The organism is Pseudoalteromonas aliena (assembly GCF_038155085.1).
Lineage (GTDB): Bacteria > Pseudomonadota > Gammaproteobacteria > Enterobacterales > Alteromonadaceae > Pseudoalteromonas > Pseudoalteromonas aliena_A.
On the sequence record NZ_JBAKAU010000004.1, the window covers coordinates 137,403 to 159,883 of the forward strand.

Below are 22,481 nucleotides of genomic sequence, written 5' to 3' on the forward strand. Positions count from 1 at the left end.
TTCTTAAAAACAATAAACTATAGATATAAAAAAACCGCTCACTGGAGCGGTTTTTATTTATTGAGACTCTCTTACGGCATTGCGTCTAAGTCTGCGCCTTCTTTTTCAATTACTTCAGGTATTAAATCTTCTTTGCTTACACCCATTGCTATAGCAACAGAGCTGGCAACATAAATCGAAGAATAAGTACCAATAAACACACCAAACAGCAATGCAGTTGCAAAGCCATGAATGGTTTGTCCGCCCCATGCAAACAAAGCAATCAATACTAAAATAGTGGTGATTGAAGTTACAAGTGTACGGTTAAGTGTTTGCGTTAAAGACAAATCAATAATTTCGACAGTATCGTCAATGCGCACTTTACGGAAGTTTTCACGTATACGGTCAGACACAACAATCGTATCATTAAGTGAATAACCAATTACCGCGAGAATTGCCGCTAATATAGTTAAATCAAACTCCAAACCTAATACAGAGAATAAACCTACAGTAATAATAACATCGTGTAGTAGTGCACCTACTGCACCCACAGCAAAACGCCATTCAAAACGAAACGCAACATAGATTAAGATACAGATAAGTGCAGTTAACATGGCGAGGCCACCCTGCTCTTTTAAGTCTTCACCTACACTTGGGCCTACAAACTCAATACGGCGCATTACTACACTGTCATCTGCTTTTTTAAGCGCATCAATTACTTGGTTACCAATTACTTCCGCTTTCACATCGCTACCACGTGGTGCTAAGCGAACTAAAATCTCTTGGCTTGAACCAAATAGCTGCACTGATGCATCAGCAAAACCATTATCTGCTAGTGCATCACGTACTTTTTTAAGGTCTGCTGGTTGTGAAAAACCAACTTCTACCGCGGTACCGCCGGTAAAATCTAAACCAAAATTTAGACCTTTAACAAAAATTGATGCAAACGATGCTAAAATTAATAGCGTCGAAAAACCCATGGCCACTTTACGAAGAGACATGAAACGAAGGGTTCTACTACCCAAACTTAAAATTTGCATGTCAGCTCCTTAAATCGAGAGTTTATCAATACGTTTACCACCAACAAATAAGTTGATGACCGCACGGGTACCAACGATGGCTGTAAACATTGAAGTTAAAATACCAATCGCAAGTGTTACTGCAAAGCCCGCAATTGGACCAGTGCCCACTGCAAACAGTATAATGGCAGCAATTAGTGTGGTGATGTTAGCATCAAATATAGTGCTAAATGCGCTATCGTAACCAAAATGAATCGCTTGTTGAGGGCTACGGCCATCGGCCAGCTCTTCACGAATACGTTCAAAAATAAGTACGTTAGCATCAACCGCCATGCCTACCGTTAATACAATACCGGCAATACCAGGTAGCGTAAGTGTAGCGCCCGGAATTAAAGACATAACACCTACAATTAGTACTAAGTTAGCCGCAAGCGCAAGGTTTGCAACCATACCAAAACCTTTGTAGTACACAAGCATAAACACAAGTACAAACGCAAAGCCAAGTGCAACCGCAGTCATACCCGCTTCAATATTTTCTTGGCCCAAGCTTGGACCTACTGTGCGCTCTTCAACAATTTGAATTGGCGCTACAAGTGCACCAGCACGAAGTAGTAAGCTTAAGTTATGTGCTTCTGCTGGATTATCAATGCCGGTAATACGGAACGAGCGATCAAGGCGTGCTTGAATCGTTGCCACGTTAATAACTTCTTCAACCTTAATAGGCGGAAGCGCTTTACCGTCTGCATCTTTTTTACCTGATGGCTTGTACTCAATGAATACCGTTGCCATACGCTTACCAATAGCACGTTTGGTAAAGGCATTCATTTTTGCCCCACCTTTGCTATCTAACGTAATACTCACTTGCGGGCGTTGGTATTCATCTGCGCCTGATTGCGCGCCAGTAATATGACTGCCTTCTAGAATAATACGCTTTTTAAGTACAACAGGATAACCGTCGCGGCTCATGATCATTTCAGTACCCGCTGGGATACGACCTTGAGCAGCTGCGCTAATATCAGCGTTTTCGTCTACTTCACGAAATTCAAGTGTTGCTGTCGCGCCTAAAATTTCTTTAGCACGCGCTGTATCTTGAATACCTGGTAACTGAACAATAATACGCTCAGCGCCTTGGCGTTGTACGTTTGGCTCTGCAACACCAATTTGGTTGATACGATTACGAATAATTGTTTCATTTTGTTTAATGGCGTAGTCACGAATTTCTTTGAGTTTCTGTTCACTCATTGTCGCAAAAAATGCTTTATCGTTACTGCTGTCATCAACATAGACATTTAACGGGTAGCGAGTTTCTAAGAAGCTCTCTGCTGCATTTTTGTCCTCTTCGGTACGCATTTCTACACGCATACGATCAGAACCAGCTACGCGGCGAACAGTACGGTAACGTAGTTTTTCTTCGCGCAAATCACTGCGAAAATCTTGTTCCATTTGCTCAAGTTGGTTATCAACCGCTGTTGCCATGTCGATTTCCATGGTGAAATGTACGCCACCACTTAAATCGAGACCTAGCTTCATAGGGTTACCACCAACCGCTTTTAGCCAAGCTGGTTGGGCAGGTGCCATATTAATAGCAGAAATGTAATCATCACTAAGCGTATCGCGCAGTAAGTCGTGCGCTTTTAGCTGTTCTTCAACATTTTTAAAACGAACTAAAATTTGTCCATCTTCAAGTATTGTTGATTTAACGGTTACATTATTTTTTTCTAAGATTGCATTTACTTTGTCTACAACACTGAGATCGACATCAGCGCCTTTAGCACCTGAAACTTGTATAGCCGGATCGCGACCATACAAGTTTGGAGAGGCATATAAAAGGCCAATGGCTACCACAGCTAAAACAAGTAAATACTTCCAAACTGGAAACTTGTTTAACACGGGGTCGTCCTTATTATTTTTATAGCGACTTCATTGTGCCTTTTGGCAATACTGCTGATACTGCAGATTTTTGTACTGTTACTTCAGCTTGCTCATTTAATGAGATAACAATGAAGTCTTTATCTTCAGAAATTTTTACTATTTTACCCACTAAACCACCTTGGGTAAGGACTTCGTCACCTTTAGCCATAGCACTCATTAAACTTTTGTGCTCTTTAACGCGCTTAGCTTGTGGGCGGTAAATCAAAAAGTAAAAAACTAAACCAAAAACTGCCAACATTATCAGCATTTCCCAGCCACCGCCGGCTGCAGGTTGACCAGCTGCTGCGTGTGCGTTCGAAATAAATAAACTCATAATACTTCCTCTATATTTTTAAATTTTAATTTATATCTGCAAGCTCTGGCACTTCTTGGCCTCGGCGAGCATAAAAATCTTGTACAAATTCTTCTAATTTACCTTCGCTAATCGCATTACGTAAACCTTCCATAACACGTTGATAGTAACGTAAATTATGAATTGTGTTTAGTCGCGCACCTAAAATTTCGTTACATTTATCAAGGTGATGCAAATAAGCTCGTGAATAGTTTTTACAGGTATGGCAATCACACTCAGGATCTAGTGGTCCTGTATCTTTTTTGTGTACTGCATTGCGAATTTTAACAATACCTGTGGTAATAAATAAGTGACCATTACGTGCATTACGCGTTGGCATAACACAATCAAACATGTCGATACCACGGCGAACCGACTCAACTAAGTCTTCTGGCTTGCCTACACCCATAAGGTAACGAGGCTTATCTTCTGGCATTTTAAACGCACAATGATCAAGGATGTTCATCATCTCGTTTTTAGGCTCACCTACTGATAAGCCGCCTAATGCATAACCGTCAAAACCAATTTCTTCAAGACCTGCTTGTGATTGTGCACGTAATTCTGGATACATACCACCTTGGATAATACCAAATAAAGCAGATGGATTATCGCCATGCCCTTCTTTTGAGCGCTTAGCCCAACGAAGAGATAGCTCCATAGAATCTTTAGCTTCTTTTTCAGTAGCTGGATATGGCGTACACTCGTCAAAAATCATAACGATGTCTGAGCCTAAGTCGCGCTGTACTTCCATCGACTTTTCTGGCGACATCATAATTTCATCACCATTTACTGGAGATTGAAATAAAACGCCTTCTTCAGTAATTTTACGCATTGCGCCTAAGCTAAATACTTGAAAACCGCCTGAGTCAGTTAAAATTGGGAAGTCCCAATTCATAAAGTCGTGTAAATCACCATGTTGCTTGATGATCTCAGTACCTGGGCGAAGCATTAAATGAAAGGTATTACCTAAACATATTTGCGCACCAGTGGCTTTAACTTCATCTGGCGTCATACCTTTTACAGTACCGTAAGTACCAACAGGCATAAAAGCAGGTGTTTCTATTACACCACGATCAAAAATCAAGCGGCCGCGGCGCGCTTTTCCGTCAGTACAATCTAATTCAAATTTCATATCATCCTCAATGTCGGAAAAACAGTCCAACAAGCTATAATTTAACCGCTCGATTCTACCCTTTTTGCCTCACTAATACTATTAGCTGCGGTAAATTCAGCTTAGACAATTACCACAAACAAAAACCCCAACAACTAAGCTGGGGTTTTTAATGCATTCTACTGAGTATTAAACAATATTTTGTTACTTACGCGTTAAAAACATCGCGTCGCCATAACTAAAAAAGCGGTACTTCTGCTCTATTGCAGTATTATAAGCGCCCATAATATTGTCTTGGCCGCTAAATGCGCTGACTAACATTATAAGTGTTGATTCTGGTAAGTGAAAATTAGTGACCATGGCATCAACCACATTAAATTGATAACCCGGAAAAATAAATATATCAGTATCACCAAAATACGTATCTAACTTGCCGCCATGAACTTTAGCAGCCGACTCTAACGAACGAACTGAAGTTGTGCCTACCGCAATTATACGCCCACCATTTGCTTTAGTTTGCGCAACAGCTGCAACTACGTCATCAGGTACTTCTATGTACTCTGAGTGCATTACATGCTCATCAACACTATCAACACGTACTGGCTGAAAAGTACCAGCACCAACGTGTAGCGTAACAAAAGCCATGTTTACACCTTTATCTTTCAGTGCTGTCATTAACTTATCGTCAAAATGTAGACCTGCAGTTGGTGCAGCAACTGCACCTGGTTTTTCTCCATAAACAGTTTGGTAACGCTCACGGTCAGAATCGGTATCCGGTCGGTCAATATAAGGAGGCAGTGGCATATGGCCAATATCATTGAGTGTATCTAGCACGTTTTGGCTATGATCGAACTCAAGCTCAAATAACGTATCGTGACGTGCAACCATTATTGCTTTGGCTTTGCCTTCTAAAATAACCTCGTTACCGACCTTAAGCGACTTACTTGCCCTTACATGCGCAAGAACGCGATGTTCATCTAATACTCGCTCTACAAGTACTTCAACTTTTCCGCCAGAGGCTTTTTGACCAAACATACGTGCTGGAATAACGCGTGTGTTGTTAAAGACTAATAAATCACCTTCATTTACTAAATCAAGTATATCGCTAAACACTTTGTGTTCTAAAGTTCCGCTTGGGCCATCTAAAGTGAGTAGGCGGCTACTGGTTCTATCCGCTTTAGGAAAACGAGCTATTAATTCATCAGGTAAGTCAAAGCTAAAGTCAGCCACGCGCATAATTAGTAATCCACATCATTTAAAATCGCGCCAAGTGTATATGTATCGGATATCAAGCTCAAGAAATCAGCCAAACTTATAATGTCTGTTTGCGAGTTTGGCATGAAATTCTCTTGTTCTTATGGTTAAATATCACTATTCTTGTTCGGCTAAAAATATTATAAGTTACATAAGAGGTAATCAACACGTGGCAAATCAGCTTAAATTGCTAATATTAAACGCAAGTAGTGCTGAACGTCATGCGATTAGGACCACCTTAGAAAGCTTAAATGTCTTTATCTTCATTGATGCGCAAGATAGTCAGCAGGCTCTCAAGCTATTAAAACAGCAGCCTGTTGATATAATAATAACAGGCCTTAATGTTGGAAAAATTGATGGTTGGCGCTTTTCTAGGATGATTCGCTCCGGGCTTTTAAAAACCCCAAAAAATACACCTATACTGCTTACCCCGCCAATTTATTGTGAACGCATAGCAGAAACCACAGCAAGAAGTTACGGCATAGATGCTGTATTACCGTTTGAGCATAAAGACATGTTGCCGCAAGTACTCGCTAATGTACTTTCTACTCATTTAGAAAAAAGTAGCAGGCTAAACTTATTACTTTTAGAGCCAATTCAAGAAACCGCAGACACTATTAGCGAGCAACTAAAGCTAAACTTTGCCATTACACATGTTACAACGGCCAAAGCTGCTCTTAATGCATACAATCAACAGCAGTTTTCAATTGTGCTACTTGATGCAACCTCTTCTAGCGCTCAAAGCTCAAGTTTATTAGTTGAAGAAATACTTCAACATAATTCTAAACAGGCCATTGTAACAATTATTGAAAGTGATGATGCCGATTACGCAGAACAGCTTTTACTCTCAGGCGTTACCGACTTTATTAGAGCACCATACGACCCTTCATTTTTAAATAAAGTGTGTGATCATGCAGCTCGTCGTGAAGACTTTATGGTCAGCTACGCAGAGTTTGCTCATAAAGTAGAGCAGTTAAGTGCTAGTGAAGTTCGTTATAAAGAGCTATTTTCGGCGCATCAGCGTATTTTGTTACATCTAAACACCGTAGTGCTAGAGCTTGATCAACAAGGCCTGATCCGCTTTATTAATCCAGCATGGGAGACGCTAAGTGGCTTTGGTGTTAAGTCATCATTACAGCAATCTCTAAGCAGTTATTGCAGTGTTAAGGATCAAGAAAAGCTTAATAATACTATTCATGATATTTTAAATGGCGGCGAGAAAAAGCAACAAATAGAAGTAAAGCTTACTCATAAAAATGGTAATTTAATCTGGGTAGAATGCCGGCTTCAATTGATTAAAAATAGTCGAAATAACGCAACTATTACTGCAACTATCGATAATATACACGAACGAAAGCAAGCAGAGCTGCAACTTCGCCATTTAGCACACCATGACCCACTTACAGGCTTACACAACCGTTATTACTTTGATCAACAGCTTAATAAAATATGCCAAGATAAATACACTTATGATGGTGCTGAACACGCTATTATTTATATTGATCTTGATCACTTTAAAATTATAAATGACAGTAAAGGACATCATCAAGGCGATATAGTACTAAAAGAAGTAGCGCACTTATTTAAAGCAAATATTGGTGATGAGCACCTAGTTTGTAGAATTGGTGGTGATGAGTTTGCAGTAATACTTACTGACATGAATTTACTAGATGCACACCTTGTTGCAGAAGGTGTGTGTAGTGCGATAGAAAAGCATACTTTTGAATCAGAAGATCAGATATACACTATTAGCTGCTCTATTGGATTAACTCAAATAACACCGCAGAACTGCGATCCTAATGAATGCCTAAAACAAGCCGATATTGCTTTGTATATTGCCAAAAACCTAGGTCGTAATTTAGTACATTGCTACTCAAAAGAAGATTCGCAAAATAACACTCTACAAACCGGACTTGAGTGGGGGCATGAAATCAGACAGGCTCTACAGCAAAACCATATAGAATTGCATTATCAACCTATTTGGGATTTTAAAGAAAATAAAGTTGCCTACTTTGAAGCTTTATTACGCTTAAAATACAAGGGGGAATTAATATATCCAAACCAATTTATTCCCTCATTAGAAATGCTAAACGATACATTTATGATGGATCAATGTGTTGTACGTAATGCTATTGCCTGCGTGGCAAAACATCCGGAATTAAACCAAGTTGCTATTAATTTGTCAGCACAATCTTTCTTAGACGAACGCTTACTGCCATTAATTGAATCTAACCTTGAAAAGTATAACGTGCCTGCTTCGCGGATAATTTTTGAAATAACTGAGTCTGCGAGTATTAATAACTTAAAGGCCACTCGCAAAATGATTGAGAAGCTTAATAGCTTAGGCTGTCATTTTTCTATCGATGATTTTGGAACTGGCTTTAGTACATTTAATTATTTAAAACAGCTACCAGCACAGCATGTAAAAATTGATGGCTCATTTGTAAGCGACATGCTTAATGACCCTATAGATTTGGCGTTAGTAAAAGCAATAAATGATATTAGTCGGTCTCTCGATAAGCGCTCTGTAGCGGAGTACGTTGAAAACGAAGAGATATTTTTTGCGTTAAAAGAGATTGGCGTCGACTATGGGCAAGGCTACTTTATTGCACGCCCAATGCCTGTTGAAAAAGTAAAAGATGAACTTGAAAAAATTTCAAAAAGTAAAACGTTTTACCAACAACAAGCTAGTCCAAAATAAACAATTTTAATCATTTTATTACTACCAATATTACCTTTATTGCCTATACTTTCAGTATCAAATAAGAATGTCGTACCCTTTTATGCATTTCACTTTAAAAACATGACATTACCTTTTGGCGACGTAGTACTGATTTTATAGTTAATTTCAAGCTATTAAAGCTTTTAAAGAGGAAGATATGACACAATTAGTTATGTTATTACTGATTATACATTTTGCAATCGCGTATCAATGTTACCGCTACGCGAACATTAAAGGCTACCCAGTTAAGGTTTTTACTGTATTAGGCTGCGTGCCTTACTTTAACTTGGTGGTATGGATTTATTTATTATTTTTACCTGAACTTGAGCCTTTTGAAATTCATCTTCAAAATCAAAAGCAGCCTTTGTAGGCTGCTTTAGTTCACTTATTATTCTGATTTTGAAGAACCTAAACTACATTGATACTTTAAAAACACCTCAAGCTTTTGACTAAACAGCCTAAAGTCTCGGATTCGGCCCGTAGTTTTACGCCACAAAATGCCAATATCTCTATATGCATCACTTTGTGATGGTGTAGCCACCATATTTTTATTATCTAAAATACCCGCATTAATCGCCATCTGTGGTAAAAAAGTCACCCCAAGCTGATGCTCAACCATACTGAGTAATGTATGTAAGCTTGCTGCTTCAAATGGGTTAATACAACTAGCACGGTTTAAATGACATGCACTGAGCGCATGGCCTGTCATACAGTGCTCACGCTCGAGTAAGAATACGCTAGCCTCTGGCAACAAATTAAAGTCTACTACGCCCTTGGCAGCACTGTAGTCCTTATGATGCACTAAACTAAATTGATCCTTAGCCAGCACTTGCGTATGAAATTTATCTGTCTCGTATGGTAGTGCAAGTAACGCTAAATCAATATGACCATGCTCAAGTTTATCAAGCAGTTTGTCACTCGTATCCTCTATTAATACCAGCTCTAAATCACAAAAGGTTTCTTTGCAAAAATGATAAAGCGGCGCAGCTATAAAGCTCGCGATTGTAGGTATAACACCCACGGTTAACTTACCATTTAGCGGTGTTAAAAAGCTTTTAGTGAGCTCTTTTAAACTAATTGTATCGTTAATTATTTTACGAGAACGCTCAACAACTTCTTCACCAATGCTGGTAAACATAAGGCTGCGATTTTCGCGCTCGATAAGCTGACAACCCAACGTTTCTTCAAGATTTTGAATTGCACTACTTAGCGTAGATTGACCAATGAAGCAGGCGCTAGCAGCTCTGCCAAAGTGTTGATGTTGATGAACAGCTAATAAATATTGCAGCTGCTTAATACTTGGAAGATTAGTCATTTTTTCTTTCCACAAATAAAAAGATCCCAACACCTAGGGCGCTGAGATCTTTTCAAGCTAAAAGTCTTTAAGTACTTTTTTATTAAACCCCAAACGCGGTTCTTAGTACGTAGAAAATAACAATAGCAAGGGCAGCGCCAACTGGCAATGTAATTACCCAAGAAACTACAATGTTTCTGATAACGCCCATGTTAAGTGCACCAATACCGCGCGCCATACCTACGCCCAACACCGCACCCACTAAGGTTTGTGTAGTCGAGATAGGCATACCTGTACCTGATGCAATAACAACGGTAGACGCAGCAGCTAATTCAGCAGCAAAACCACGGCTCGGCGTTAAATGTGTAATACCTTCACCAATGGTTTTAATTACTTTTTTACCTAAAATAGCAAGGCCCGCCACAATACCAAAACCACCTAGCGGTAAAATCCACCAAGCAATAGCAGCTTTCTTAGCTATTTCACCGTTGTTTTCAACAATATTTACAACAGCAGCTAGTGGACCGATTGCATTAGCTACATCGTTAGAGCCATGCGCAAATGCCATACAACAAGCAGTTAGTACCATTAATACCGCAAATACTTTTTCTACATTATTAAACTGCATTTGCTTATCAGCTTTAGGATCGATATTTAATCGAGAAATAGCAATTTTACCAATAATAGCCACAATTACAGCTACTGCAACTGCAAGAGCATAGCCCTCTACAGAACCAATATTAATACCTACGTGTTTTAAACCTTTTTTAATGGTTACAAGCGCCATAATAAAGCCCGCTAAGCCCATATAAAGTGGTACATAACGTTTAGCATTTTTAAGTGGTGCATCTGTATCAAAAATTAGTTTTTGTGCACTCATAAATATTAAGTATGCAATAAAGCCCGATATAGCCGGCGTTATAATCCAACTACCAACAATACCACCTACTTTATCCCACTGAATTGCCTCAGTGCCTACTGCAACTAATGCAAAACCAATGATAGCACCAATGATTGAGTGAGTAGTTGATACCGGCCAACCTAAAAACGAGGCAATTAATAGCCAAGTACCCGCTGCAAATAACGCAGAGATCATACCTAAAACCATTAAATCAGGGAGTGCAGCAAATGGAGCAGCATCAATGATTCCTTTACGAATCGTTGATGTAACCTCACCACCGGCTAAATAAGCCCCTGCGAATTCAAAAACCATCGCAATAAAAATTGCTTGTTTGATTGTAAGTGCTTTAGAACCTACTGAAGTACCCATCGCATTAGCAACGTCGTTCGCGCCAATACCATAAGCCATAAAAAAGCCGACTGCAGCGGCAATTAAAATTAATACCGTGCCGTAAGATGCAATGATATCCATTGTGTAACCTTAATCTTTCGTGTTTGAACTGATTTTAAATTAACGAGCTAACATCAGCTCAAGACGTGATCCTACGCGCTCTGCAATATCTGCAAGCTCGCCAACCCATTCGATGATTTTATATAAAAACATTACATCGATAGGGTTTAGCTCACCTTCTACTGCTCGTAGTTGGAGGCGTACTTTTATTTGCATTTCATCCGTGTCTTGTTCTATTGCATCCAATTCAACGAGCATTTTTTCTACTAAGGTCACTTCACGACCTTTAAAACCCGTTTCTAGCAATTCTTCTAACTCATTAATCGCTTTAGATGCCTGTTTAGTAGCATCGACACAGCGAGTTAAATAAGCTAAAAAGTCTGCTTGCATTACTGTAGGGATGGTCATTTCACGACCAATTACTCGTCCAGCAATATCTTTTGCTTTATTGGCAATTTTATCTTGTTGAGTTACTAGTTCGAGCAGATCTGTACGTTCTACCGGCATAAATAAACCGCGCGGTAACTGTAAACGTATATCTCTTTTCATATCATCAGCTTCACGCTCTAAATTACGAATAGTTAAACGAAGCTCTTCTGCTTGTTCCCATTCTTCTTTAAAAACGTGATTAAAGAAAGGTATCAAAGCTTTACTTGCTTGATGTACTTTCTTGATGTGTTCTTCCATTGGTTTGATAGGAGATTTTGCAAATACTCCTAAAAACGCGTTTGTAGGCATAACTGACCCTTTAATCAAATTGATATGCTTTGCAGCATGAATTTTACAGTATTAACCACGATTGTGAACGCTTTTTATTATTTCACCATGGCTAACAATGCATAAAGCGGCACTAAGCCGCTTTAGTAAAAAAGAATGATAGATAAAATCTTATAACGATTTCTCTATATCTTCTTGAGATGTATGACGAATATCTTTGCCGTTTACAAAATAAATGATGTATTCCGCAATATTTTGACACCTATCGCCAATGCGCTCTAATGAGCGAACTGACCACACCAAATCCATTATTTTAGGAATTGAACGTGGATCTTCCATCATATAAGTCATTATTTGACGTGTGATCGCTTCATATTCACGGTCAACTTTTGCATCTTCTTTGTGTACTTCAAATGCACGTTGCACATCCATACGCGCAAATGCATCAAGTACATCATGTAGCATTTTTAAAACTTGACGACCCATGTTTTCAATATTTACTAACAAGTCTTGTTGATCTTTAGTAAATGAATCAAGAGCTACTTTTGCAATTCGCTCAGCTTCATCGCCAATACGCTCTAAATCCGCAATTGTTTTAGCAATTGCAATCACTAGACGCAGGTCGCTTGCCGCTGGTTGACGACGAGCAATGATGCGCGTACATTCTTCATCGATGCTGACTTCCATTGCATTTACTTTGTAATCATTCTGACGTACCTTTTGAGCAAGCTCAGCATCGTTACGGCTCACTGCATCGAGCGCGCTATTTAATTGCTGCTCAACTAAACCACCCATACTCAATACATGATTACGTACATTTTCTAGTTCTTGGTTAAAGCGCCCAGAAATATGCTTATTAATATTATGTTCCATAGTTACCTTCTCTTTTAATCTTGTACAACACGATATAACGGGCTAGTTAACCGTAACGACCGGTAATATAATCTTCAGTCTTTTTCTTCGTTGGTGTAGTAAATAAGGTATTTGTGTCTGAGTATTCAATCAATTCCCCCATATACATAAAGGCTGTTTGATCAGATACACGCGCTGCTTGTTGCATGTTGTGTGTAACAATAACAACGGTAAATTTGTTCTTTAAATCGTTTATTAGCTCTTCGATTACCAAAGTAGAAATAGGGTCGAGCGCTGATGTTGGTTCATCAAGTAAGAGTACCTCAGGCTCAATTGCAATTGAGCGAGCAATAACTAAACGTTGTTGCTGACCACCCGACAAGCCAAACGCACTATCGTGTAATCTGTCTTTTACTTCATCCCACAAAGCAGCACCACGAAGTGATTGCTCTACCACTTCATCTAATTTACGTTTCTCTTTAATGCCTTGTAAGCGCAGACCATAAACTACATTTTCATAAATTGATTTAGGAAATGGATTAGGGCGCTGGAACACCATACCTACATTACGACGAAGTGCAGCTACATCTACGCTCTTATCGTAAATATTTTGACCATGGAGTAATATCTCACCTTCAATACGGCAAATATCAACCAAATCATTCATCCGGTTAATACAACGCAATAATGTTGATTTACCACAGCCCGATGGCCCGATAAACGCAGTTACTTGGCCTTTAGGAATGTTCATATTTACTTTATTAAGCGCTTGCTTATCACCGTAGTAAAGATCGAGGTCTTTAATCTCTAGCGCTTTTTGATCATCCGTTAAATTTTCTAGGTCTAACTTTTGACCAATATTAGCTTGGTTTACTTGTGGAGCGACTGTAATCATTTTTGTTACCTATAAAATCTTTACTAATTAGTGTTCAAGCGATCTGAATTTTTCACGTAAATGGTTACGTATACCAATAGCCGTTATGTTTAGGGTAATAATCACCGACACCAATAAAAAGGCAGTGGCGTATACCAGCGGACGTGCCGCTTCAACATTAGGGCTTTGGAAGCCAACATCGTATATATGAAAGCCTAAGTGCATGAACTTTCTATCTAAGTGAAAATACGGGAAGTTACCATCAAGTGGTAATGTAGGGGCCATTTTTACAACGCCTACTAACATTAATGGTGCTACTTCACCTGCAGCACGCGCAACTGCCAGTATTAAACCAGTCATAATTGCAGGGCTTGCCATTGGAATAATTATGCGCCATAACGTTTCAACCTTTGTTGCGCCAAGCGCTAGTGAACCGTCACGTACGGTACTTGGAATACGAGATAAGCCCTCTTCAGTCGATACAATAACAACTGGCAAAGTTAATATAGCAAGCGTTAACGCCGACCACATTACACCAGGCGTACCAAATACTGGCGTTGGTGCCGCTTCAGGGTAAAATAATTGGTCTAAGCTGCCACCTAACATGTATACAAAAAAGCCGAGGCCAAATACACCGTATACAATTGAAGGAACACCGGCCAAGTTAATCACCGCAATACGAATCATTTTAGTGACTGCATTTTTAGCGGCATACTCGTGTAAGTAAATTGCAGCAACAACACCAAACGGCGTCACGATTACAGCCATCAGCATAACCATAAACACAGTACCAAATATAGCAGGGAAAACACCGCCCTCTGTATTTGCTTCTCGTGGGTCATCAGATACAAACTTACCTAGCTGCACAAAGTAGTGCCCTAGCTTTGCAAAAAAGCCCATGTCATTTGGAAACCAAACATCAAGTATTTGATACATTGGAATAGTAACTACTTCACCGCGCATATCTTTTACAGTTACGTGGTCACGTTTAGCTTGTTTACGTAGTGCAAATAAATCTTTTTCAAGTACACCATACTGCGCACGCAATTCAGCACGCTCTTGAGCAAGCTCAGCAACACGTTCATCAGTGAGTGCGTTATCTAGTAAGTAGCCCTTTTCTTTTAAACGAAGACGCTCAAGCTCATAGTTAATATGCCCAATGTCACCATTTTGTAAATCAAGTGCTTCGTCATTTAAATCCACGGCACGCTCTACAAGTTCATGTAGAACTTCAATTTTATCGCCTTCGACTGCTTTACCATCTTTAATTACACTTTCAACATAACCATAAAAATTACCGTTTTTACTACGCTCAAATACAGCAAGCGTTGCTGGCGTTGTTTTATTAGTAATGTCGGTTTCTAATATCCAACGAAAGTCTAAATCTACATACTCACGATTACCTGTTTTAATAAGCAAGCGCTCTATTTCTTCTTTTTCAAATCCGCTAACGTCAATACCTGTCGCGGCTAAACGCGTTTTTGGTACTAATTCACGGTCATAAACTTCACCAATAACGGTTTGTTTTGAAATTGACCCTTCAAGTTCAAACTGCACAACTTCTGAAGGCCAGAAAAAACTTAATCCTTTCCAGGCTATCATTGCTAATAAGCCTAAAACTGAAATTAAACTGATGCTCACTGCACCACCGGTCATCCAAATCCAAGGAGAACCAGACTTAAACCACTGCTTTACCATGTCATGTCTCTCCGCTTACATTGAGCTATATTTTTCACGCAGTTGCTGGCGAACAAACTCAGCGACTGTGTTAAAAATGAATGTGAATATGAATAGTACAAAGGCTGCTAAGAACAATATTCTGTAATGCGAACTACCTACTTCTGACTCAGGCATTTCAACGGCAATATTTGCTGCAAGCGTACGCATACCTTGGAAGATGCTCCAATCCATAATAGGTGTATTGCCCGTTGCCATAAGTACAATCATGGTTTCGCCAACGGCGCGGCCAAGTCCCATCATTACCGCAGAGAAAATACCAGGGCTGGCTGTTAGTAATACAACACGTATTAGTGTTTGCCACTGTGTTGCACCTAATGCTAATGAGCCATTTGATAAATGCTTTGGAACACTAAATACGGCGTCTTCTGCAATTGAGAATATGGTTGGAATAACCGCAAATCCCATCGCAATACCTACAACCAGCGAGTTACGTTGATCGAATGTCATACCTAGCTCATTTGTTAAGTACTGACGTACATTGCCGTCAAACATCCAAAGCTCAACAAATCCACTCATCGCAAACGAAAACCAGCCAATAAGTAAAACGACCGGAATAAGGATAATTGAATGAGATCCTTCAGGAATTCGATGGCGGATTTTTGTTGGTAATTTAGTCCAAGCTAAACCAGTCGCTAACATACCTAAAGGTAATAATATGAGTAACCCAACAATTGCAGGTAAGTGCTCTTCTATCAATGGAGCTAACCAAAGACCGGCTAAAAAACCTAAAATAACGGTGGGTAATGCCTCCATTATTTCTACCGTAGGCTTAACCACTTTACGTAATTTGCTCGACATAAAGTATGCCGTGTAAATAGCCGCCGAAAGCGCGATTGGTACAGCAAATAACATCGCGTAAAGGGCTGCTTTTAACGTACCAAACGAAATTGGCACTAATGAAAACTTAGATTCAAAGTCATCACTGGCTGATGTTGACTGCCATATATAACCTGGCTCTGGGTAACCTTCATACCATACTTCTTGCCAAAGCGCTGACCAAGTAACTTCTGGATGCTCGTTATGTATTTCTAAAACGGTTAGTTTGTTATCCGCTAAAATTAATGCAGCATTTGAACGCGGTGAAATTGCAAAGTTTTGTATTGCGCCTTCACTTACTTTACCTTGCCATAATTTTGCTTCGCTTGTTGTATAGTAAACGCCAAGCTCACCATTACTGCTGGTCGTAAAAAAAGTACGACGGTAGAACTCTGTAAATACATTTAATTTATTTTGCTTAGTCGTTTCAAACGAACGTATTTTTTGATATTCACGGCCAGTATCAGTGTTTACTTCAAACCACTGCGAAACCTCGCCGTTATCATTGGCAAGCATTAATGAGTTTGCACCTGCTAGTAATTGTGCAGATACAATATTGGCATTTTCTTCGTTAGCTGAAAGTAACTGAATCTGCTCTACATCACTTGGGTCACGTGTATCGTATACATAAACTTGATTAGCAGAACGTACAAAAGTACGGGTTGTATCTGGCGACATTAATAGCTCATCTACACGTCCTTCAACATCTAGCTCTGTGCGCTCAACAACCCACTCAACTTCGCCAGTAAACATATTTTCTTCAGCAACAAAACTGCTAAACAGCACCCGTTTGTCTTCTGTAAGTGCGACAACAGCTGTTCTGTCTTCGTAGTGGCTAAATGCAAAACGTTTAATTGCGGCGCCTTGTTCATCTACTTTCAGAGCCATTTCCCCTAGAGGAAAGTCTAAACGAGGCGTTAATTTACGCTCGTTATTAGGAAAGGTGACTAAAAATTTAGGTGCAACAACCATTACGCTGCCGTTTTCTAAACCATACGCATAATGCCCCTGAAAGGGAGCGCTGGTTGCAAAACTTGTCGCATCGCTTGGTAATTGCGCATCAAGTGTTTTGAGCTTTTTACCAAAACTGCCGGTATCAACACTATAAAAATCAACTTGCCCTTGCTTGCTTAGTAGGTAAGCAACTTCAGTTTGCTCTTCTACACCTAGGCCTGCTATTTGCTGCGAATTAGCGACATGAAAGCTATCGCGTTTTTCTACTTTTGCTGATTCAAAAATTGGCTGTACTACATAAAGAAGGTAGAAGAATATTAATAGCAATGCTACTAATACCATTACCCCACCTGCGGTTATACCAAATTTGGCAAACCGATCTTTAAATAGACGGCTTCGATCCGTATTAAAAGTCGGTTTATTCGGATTTGAAGTCATCAAAACACCCTTAAATCTTAACGTTTTATAAATTATATTTCATCAAGATGACAGTATTGTTACAGTCGTAATAATAACCGCTTCGCACAATTACAAACTGTGCGAATAAATAGAATGACTGGATTGGTTTTAAATTTTTAATTCATACTAATGAACTAAATTATAAAATAATTGGACAAAGCATTTATCGAGGTCAATACTCACTAAGTACTCAGGTAAACAATAATGAGTATTGATACTGCATGTAATCCATATAGCTATTTTTTATTAATTTAATAAAAGATAAATTATGCCAAGTACAAAAGTACACCTTAGATTCGACAACACCTAATGCCTACGCATTTGCTTTCTTTGGGCTTAAAAAGAGAATTATTTATGAAGCAGTTAGTAATAACTATTTTAGGGAAAGATCGCCCTGGTTTAGTAGAAAACATCTCGTCAGTCGTGTTACAAAATCATGGTAACTGGTTGAGCAGTAACTTAAGTCATCTACTAGGTCATTTTGCAGGTATAATTCAACTTGAAGTTGCTGAGGAACATTTTCAGCCACTACAAAGTGCTTTAAATAAATTACCTAAGCTTGACGTCCGTATTGAAACCGGAAACACAGAAATTGAACCATCCACGCTAGAGCAAATCAACTTGGTTATAACAGGCAACGATCGCCCAGGAATTGTCCAAGAGCTTGCAAGCGTTATTCGCCATAAAGGCGCTAACATTACCCATTTAAACTCAAGGCAACAGAGTGCACCTAATTGGGGTGTTCCTATTTTTAGTGCTGTTGCTACCGTTACTTTGCCAAATGGTATGGATAAAGATGAAGTTATTGAAGCACTCGAATCAATAACAAGTGACTTGATTGTAGATACAGAAGAAGTTTAACTTCCCTCTATGCGTGTCACAAATGTGACACGCATGTCATGTTAATGTCATTAATCGGCACTATATTTTATTCTGCATCTAATCACGGAATAAAGTATGAACGCCCATATCAAACAAACTCAAGCCCTCGAGTACTTTGCTAAAGAGCTAAGTTGGCTTTCGTTTAACGAACGCGTATTGCAAGAAGCAAAAGACAAAAACAACCCTATTATTGAACGCATGCGGTTTTTAGGTATTTTTTCTAATAATCTTGATGAGTTTTTTAGGGTGCGTGTTGCCGATGTGAAGCGTCGTATTTTATTAAATAAACTTCCCGATGCTAATTTTGAAGAAGATGAAGTACTCATAAGCCAAATACAAAAAAAAGTATTGCAGCTTGGTAAAAAATTCAATCAAATTCATCAACAAATTTTAAACGACCTTACCACCCATAATATTCATGTCGATCGCCCCGAAAAGCTAACTGAGTTTCACTCAAATTGGCTAAAAAAATATTTTCACGACAATGTATTACAGCATATATCCCCAATTCTACTCGACGAAAATAAAGATTATTCTGATTTCATAAACGACACAATGACCTACTTCTTTGTAGAAATGAGTGATGAGAAAAGTCACTTTGCTATGCTTGAAGTACCTACAGATCGGGTTCCGCGCTTTATAATTTTACCGCCAGAAAAAACACGCCGTCGTAAAACAATAGTGATGCTAGATGACGTAATCTCATACTTTTTAAATGATGTATTTAGTAACTTTTTTAACTTTGAAACTATTCAAGGGCACGCAATAAAATTAACCCGCGATGCCGAATATAATCTTGATGATGAGTTAGAAGAGGGCTTGCTTGATAAAATGTCAAAGGGCCTAAAGCAGCGTATTTATGCTGAACCTGTACGCCTTGTATACGATGAAGCGATGCCTGAAAGCATGTTAAAAGTAATGAAAAAACGTTTAAATGTGACTCACCACGATGCACTTATTCCAGCCGGGCGCTATCGAAACTTTAGAGACTTTATAGCCTTTCCAAATGTTGGCCGCCAATATCTTGAAAACAAACCGCTCCCGGCATTACAAAGCACTGCTTTTAATAAACACACCAGCGTATTTGACGCCATAACCGAGCAAGATATATTACTTTACTACCCATATCATACCTTTAATCATTTGCTAGAGTTTGTACGTCAAGCAGCGTTTGACCCAGTAGTGACACAAATTAAAGTAAATATTTACCGCGTTGCAAGTAAATCACGGCTTATATCCTCACTTATCAATGCGGCAAAAAATGGTAAAAAAGTAACCGTAATGGTTGAGCTTAAAGCCCGTTTTGATGAGCAAAATAATATTGAGTGGGCAAAAGTGCTAAGCAGCGCGGGCATAAAGGTAATTTTTGGTATTGCTGCACTAAAAGTGCACAGTAAGCTGTGTATTATTCATCGCAAAGAAAAAAATAAAATAGTGAAATATGCACATATAGGCACCGGAAATTTTCACGAAAAAACAGCAAAGATTTACACCGACTTTAGCCTTTTCACTAAGCACTCTGGTATTTGCGAGGAATGCGATAGTGTATTTAAATTTATAGAAAGCAGCTATAAGCCATTCAATTTTGAATACCTTATGCTCTCTCCCATTAATGCGCGCGATATGCTGCTGGATTTAATCGATAAAGAAATTCAGCATGTAGAAAACGGCAACCCCGGTAAAATCACATTAAAAATAAATAACTTAGTTGATAAACAGCTTGTTGATAAGCTTTATTACGCAGGCCGCAGAGGCGTTAAAATACGCATCATTGTTCGTGGCATGTGCTCGTTAATACCAGGCCTTGCTAAGTTTAGCGACAATATAAGAGTAATAAGTATTGTTGATCGCTTTTTAGAGCATCCTAGAGTCATGGTGTTTGGTAATAACGGTGACGACAAAGTATATATTTCATCTGCCGATTGGATGACACGTAACCTAGATCATCGTGTTGAAGTGGGCGTACCAATTTTAGATGCTAAATTAAAACAGCTCATTATTGATATTTTAGAGCTACAATTTAAAGACCGCACTAAAGCACGGCTAATCGACAGCGAGCAAAAAAATACGTATGTAAGACGCGGAAACAGAAAAAAAATACGCTCGCAAATTGCAATTTACGACCATCTAAAAAAATGGGAACACAACTATAATAATGAATGATCATCCCTCAATAGCAGCCGTCGACTTAGGCTCAAATAGCTTTCATTTAGTGGTTGCTCGCGAAGTTGACGGCACACTACAAATTCTACATAAAGAAAAGCAGCGTGTATATTTAGCAGATGGCCTAGATGATAAGTTTAGGCTCAGCCAGCAAGCAATTGATCGCGCCTTAATTGTGCTTAAGCAGTTTGCAAAAACACTGCAAGACTTCCCTGCCTGCAACGTAAAAGTAGCAGCAACCTATACTTTTCGCAGAGCTAAAAATATTCATGCTTTTTTAACGCAGGCCAATAAAGTATTTCCTTTTCATATTGATGTAATTGCGGGGCAAGAAGAAGCACGGCTGATTTATCAAGGGGTTGCTCATTATGTACATAACGAAGATAACCGTCTTGTTATTGATATAGGGGGCGGGAGTACAGAACTTATAGTTGGTAAGCATTTTAAACATAAACTACTTACAAGCCGCAATATGGGATGTGTTAGTTACACCAATCAATTTTTTAGTGACGGCATCATAAACGCTAAGCGCTTTAATAAAGCTGAAATAAAAGCAGAGCAAGAAATAGAAGCTATTTTTGCCAATTATGTATCACAGGGCTGGAAAAGCGTTATTGGTACCTCAGGAACGATAAAATCGATATTGGCTATGGTGAGCGCTCAAAACCCTCATCACCCTTGTATAACTTACGACGATTTATTAACTCTGAAACAACAATTTATAAAAGCAAAAAAAATTGATAATTTAGAAATTGAGGGACTAACACCAGAACGCCAGCAAAGTATGTGTGGCGGGCTTGCCATATTAATTGCAATTTTTAGAGAGTTTGCAATCACCGAGCTAACTTATAGTGATTTTTCACTGCGAGAGGGATTGCTTCATGAAATGCAGCAAAAGTTAGCTGACAAAGATATTCGCAGTAATACCATAAATAATGTTAGCGACAGATACACGGTAGATAAAGCTCACGCGACACGAGTTTCAGATACCGCGATTTGGCTCTATGAGCGCTTAAAATCCCCTTGGCAACTTAACAATGATGACGATGTTGCATTACTCATTTGGGCAGCAAAACTACATGAAATTGGTCTATCTATTAATTCATCAGGTATTAATAAGCACAGTGCTTACATTGTTGCTAATAGCCAATTACCGGGCTTTACACAGCAAGAGCAGTTAATACTCAGCTCACTTATTCGTTTTTACCGTAAAAAAATAAAACTCGATGAACTTTCTGAATTTATAACTATTTCTCAGCAGCAGGTACTTAAGCTTATTACTATTTTACGTTTAGCGATTTTATTTAATCAAAAACGACAAGTTAGCCAAAAACCAAATATGGAAATTAGCGCAAATAGCACTGGATTATTTATAAAGTTTTGCGATAACTATCTTCAAGAGCACACCCTACTTCAAGCCGATTTAGCGCTAGAGCAACGCTATTTAAAAAAGGTTGGTATCGCGTTTAACTGCTCTTAGATCAAAAAAGCAGGGTGACCAACCCCCTGCTTTTTGTAACTACATATCCATATGGCGGTTTGTGCTTTGCATCATTTGCTTTAAGCCTTGCTCTTCCAGCTCTAATATTTGCTCAAGCTTTTCCTGACCATTACCAGTTTCGGCGCGCTCTAATAAATATTTATATAGCTCAATCACCTTTTGATGCTGACTTGATAAGTAGTTTTGAATTACTTTTTCATCAAACTGCTGATCTTTACTAATATCTTCAAACGTGATCAGGTCAGGGTTTTCTGCAAAGTACTCATAACTATAAGTATCTAAAGTATTAATTTCGGTAATAGCTTTAAAACCCACTAAATCCTCAGCGAGCTTTTTTTCGTAATTTAGGTAATAGTCCACCAGCATCGCGTTATGTTCATCAAGTATGTCCTTTACACTATAAAAATTTGCCGCCATTTGTGTGTGAAATAAAACGGTCCAATCGTACACTTCTTTAATTGTTTTAACTTGCATGTGTGTTCCTTACTAAGTTGACTGTACTACTTTGTTGCGCAAAACATGCCAACTAA

The 22,481-nt window shown here is 38.9% G+C and carries 18 protein-coding genes; 5 read left to right on the plus strand and 13 right to left on the minus strand.

The genetic code is table 11. The annotated features are described in order from the left end of the window. Positions 1-71: 71 nt before the first annotated feature. The 5 genes from secF to queA form a co-directional block, all read right to left on the minus strand. A complete protein-coding gene (gene secF, locus V6260_RS06300; RefSeq protein ID WP_341593187.1) occupies positions 72-1,019 on the minus strand; it encodes a protein translocase subunit SecF in 948 nt (315 codons plus the stop codon). Between the two features lie 9 nt (positions 1,020-1,028). Next, positions 1,029-2,888, minus strand: coding sequence for a protein translocase subunit SecD (secD, locus tag V6260_RS06305; RefSeq protein WP_341593188.1), 1,860 nt, complete (start codon positions 2,886-2,888; stop codon positions 1,029-1,031). 19 nt (positions 2,889-2,907) lie between these two features. Beyond that, positions 2,908-3,243: a preprotein translocase subunit YajC gene (gene yajC, locus V6260_RS06310; RefSeq protein ID WP_341593189.1), complete on the minus strand. Its 336-nt coding sequence runs from the start codon at positions 3,241-3,243 to the stop codon at positions 2,908-2,910. A 25-nt stretch (positions 3,244-3,268) separates the two neighbouring features. Beyond that, positions 3,269-4,393 (minus strand): tRNA guanosine(34) transglycosylase Tgt, encoded by a 1,125-nt coding sequence (gene tgt, locus V6260_RS06315; protein WP_341593190.1) that lies wholly within the window; start codon positions 4,391-4,393, stop codon positions 3,269-3,271. 183 nt (positions 4,394-4,576) lie between these two features. After that, a complete protein-coding gene (gene queA / locus V6260_RS06320) occupies positions 4,577-5,608 on the minus strand; it encodes a tRNA preQ1(34) S-adenosylmethionine ribosyltransferase-isomerase QueA (RefSeq protein ID WP_341593191.1) in 1,032 nt (343 codons plus the stop codon). Positions 5,609-5,795: 187 nt separating this feature from the next. Between queA and V6260_RS06325 the strand changes: the two genes are divergently transcribed. Together V6260_RS06325 and V6260_RS06330 are read left to right on the plus strand one after the other, a co-directional pair. Next, positions 5,796-8,327, plus strand: coding sequence for a two-component system response regulator (locus tag V6260_RS06325; RefSeq protein ID WP_341593192.1), 2,532 nt, complete (start codon positions 5,796-5,798; stop codon positions 8,325-8,327). 178 nt (positions 8,328-8,505) lie between these two features. After that, positions 8,506-8,718 carry a hypothetical protein gene (locus tag V6260_RS06330; RefSeq protein ID WP_341593193.1) on the plus strand — a complete coding sequence of 71 codons (213 nt, stop codon included), beginning with the start codon at positions 8,506-8,508 and terminating at the stop codon, positions 8,716-8,718. 18 nt (positions 8,719-8,736) lie between these two features. Here V6260_RS06330 and V6260_RS06335 read toward each other — a convergent pair whose 3' ends face one another. The 7 genes from V6260_RS06335 to V6260_RS06365 form a co-directional block, all read right to left on the minus strand. Further along, complete coding sequence (locus tag V6260_RS06335) at positions 8,737-9,663, minus strand: hydrogen peroxide-inducible genes activator (protein ID WP_341593194.1); 927 nt, start codon at positions 9,661-9,663, stop codon at positions 8,737-8,739. An 82-nt stretch (positions 9,664-9,745) separates the two neighbouring features. Continuing rightward, positions 9,746-11,014: an inorganic phosphate transporter gene (locus tag V6260_RS06340; protein WP_341593195.1), complete on the minus strand. Its 1,269-nt coding sequence runs from the start codon at positions 11,012-11,014 to the stop codon at positions 9,746-9,748. 39 nt (positions 11,015-11,053) lie between these two features. Beyond that, positions 11,054-11,731, minus strand: coding sequence for a TIGR00153 family protein (locus V6260_RS06345; RefSeq protein WP_210998763.1), 678 nt, complete (start codon positions 11,729-11,731; stop codon positions 11,054-11,056). 150 nt (positions 11,732-11,881) lie between these two features. Next, on the minus strand, positions 11,882-12,583 hold the full coding sequence (gene phoU, locus V6260_RS06350; RefSeq protein WP_341593196.1) for a phosphate signaling complex protein PhoU: 702 nt from the start codon (positions 12,581-12,583) through the stop codon (positions 11,882-11,884). A 46-nt stretch (positions 12,584-12,629) separates the two neighbouring features. After that, the gene (gene pstB, locus V6260_RS06355) at positions 12,630-13,457 is read right to left on the minus strand and encodes a phosphate ABC transporter ATP-binding protein PstB (RefSeq protein ID WP_002957840.1); all 828 of its coding nucleotides are present in this window, start codon (positions 13,455-13,457) and stop codon (positions 12,630-12,632) included. A 27-nt stretch (positions 13,458-13,484) separates the two neighbouring features. After that, positions 13,485-15,134: a phosphate ABC transporter permease PstA gene (gene pstA, locus V6260_RS06360; protein ID WP_341593197.1), complete on the minus strand. Its 1,650-nt coding sequence runs from the start codon at positions 15,132-15,134 to the stop codon at positions 13,485-13,487. A gap of 15 nt (positions 15,135-15,149) precedes the next feature. Continuing rightward, a complete protein-coding gene (locus tag V6260_RS06365) occupies positions 15,150-17,384 on the minus strand; it encodes an ABC transporter permease subunit (RefSeq protein WP_341593198.1) in 2,235 nt (744 codons plus the stop codon). A gap of 375 nt (positions 17,385-17,759) precedes the next feature. Between V6260_RS06365 and V6260_RS06370 the strand changes: the two genes are divergently transcribed. From V6260_RS06370 to V6260_RS06380, 3 genes are all read left to right on the plus strand, one after another. Continuing rightward, complete coding sequence (locus V6260_RS06370; RefSeq protein WP_341593199.1) at positions 17,760-18,266, plus strand: glycine cleavage system protein R; 507 nt, start codon at positions 17,760-17,762, stop codon at positions 18,264-18,266. A 96-nt stretch (positions 18,267-18,362) separates the two neighbouring features. Further along, positions 18,363-20,450: a polyphosphate kinase 1 gene (gene ppk1 / locus V6260_RS06375; protein WP_341593200.1), complete on the plus strand. Its 2,088-nt coding sequence runs from the start codon at positions 18,363-18,365 to the stop codon at positions 20,448-20,450. After that, positions 20,443-21,930, plus strand: coding sequence for an exopolyphosphatase (locus tag V6260_RS06380; RefSeq protein ID WP_341593201.1), 1,488 nt, complete (start codon positions 20,443-20,445; stop codon positions 21,928-21,930). The genes ppk1 and V6260_RS06380 overlap by 8 nt, the downstream gene beginning before the upstream one ends. Positions 21,931-21,969: 39 nt before the next feature. Here the strand turns inward: V6260_RS06380 and V6260_RS06385 are convergent, their stop codons facing one another. Further along, the gene (locus tag V6260_RS06385) at positions 21,970-22,425 is read right to left on the minus strand and encodes a hypothetical protein (RefSeq protein WP_341593202.1); all 456 of its coding nucleotides are present in this window, start codon (positions 22,423-22,425) and stop codon (positions 21,970-21,972) included. Positions 22,426-22,481 lie beyond the last annotated feature (56 nt).

Bases quoted from the DNA above. Each gene is read 5' to 3' on its own strand.
- V6260_RS06340 (WP_341593195.1), bottom strand. From the start codon at position 11,014: ATGGATATCATTGCATCTTACGGCACGGTATTAATTTTAATTGCCGCT.
- queA (WP_341593191.1), bottom strand. From the start codon at position 5,608: ATGCGCGTGGCTGACTTTAGCTTTGACTTACCTGATGAATTAATAGCT.
- tgt (WP_341593190.1), bottom strand. From the start codon at position 4,393: ATGAAATTTGAATTAGATTGTACTGACGGAAAAGCGCGCCGCGGCCGC.
- V6260_RS06345 (WP_210998763.1), bottom strand. From the start codon at position 11,731: ATGCCTACAAACGCGTTTTTAGGAGTATTTGCAAAATCTCCTATCAAA.
- V6260_RS06365 (WP_341593198.1), bottom strand. From the start codon at position 17,384: ATGACTTCAAATCCGAATAAACCGACTTTTAATACGGATCGAAGCCGT.
- pstB (WP_002957840.1), bottom strand. From the start codon at position 13,457: ATGATTACAGTCGCTCCACAAGTAAACCAAGCTAATATTGGTCAAAAG.
- secF (WP_341593187.1), bottom strand. From the start codon at position 1,019: ATGCAAATTTTAAGTTTGGGTAGTAGAACCCTTCGTTTCATGTCTCTT.
- V6260_RS06335 (WP_341593194.1), bottom strand. From the start codon at position 9,663: ATGACTAATCTTCCAAGTATTAAGCAGCTGCAATATTTATTAGCTGTT.
- phoU (WP_341593196.1), bottom strand. From the start codon at position 12,583: ATGGAACATAATATTAATAAGCATATTTCTGGGCGCTTTAACCAAGAA.
- ppk1 (WP_341593200.1), top strand. From the start codon at position 18,363: ATGAACGCCCATATCAAACAAACTCAAGCCCTCGAGTACTTTGCTAAA.
- pstA (WP_341593197.1), bottom strand. From the start codon at position 15,134: ATGGTAAAGCAGTGGTTTAAGTCTGGTTCTCCTTGGATTTGGATGACC.
- V6260_RS06385 (WP_341593202.1), bottom strand. From the start codon at position 22,425: ATGCAAGTTAAAACAATTAAAGAAGTGTACGATTGGACCGTTTTATTT.
- V6260_RS06370 (WP_341593199.1), top strand. From the start codon at position 17,760: ATGAAGCAGTTAGTAATAACTATTTTAGGGAAAGATCGCCCTGGTTTA.
- V6260_RS06330 (WP_341593193.1), top strand. From the start codon at position 8,506: ATGACACAATTAGTTATGTTATTACTGATTATACATTTTGCAATCGCG.
- V6260_RS06380 (WP_341593201.1), top strand. From the start codon at position 20,443: ATGAATGATCATCCCTCAATAGCAGCCGTCGACTTAGGCTCAAATAGC.
- yajC (WP_341593189.1), bottom strand. From the start codon at position 3,243: ATGAGTTTATTTATTTCGAACGCACACGCAGCAGCTGGTCAACCTGCA.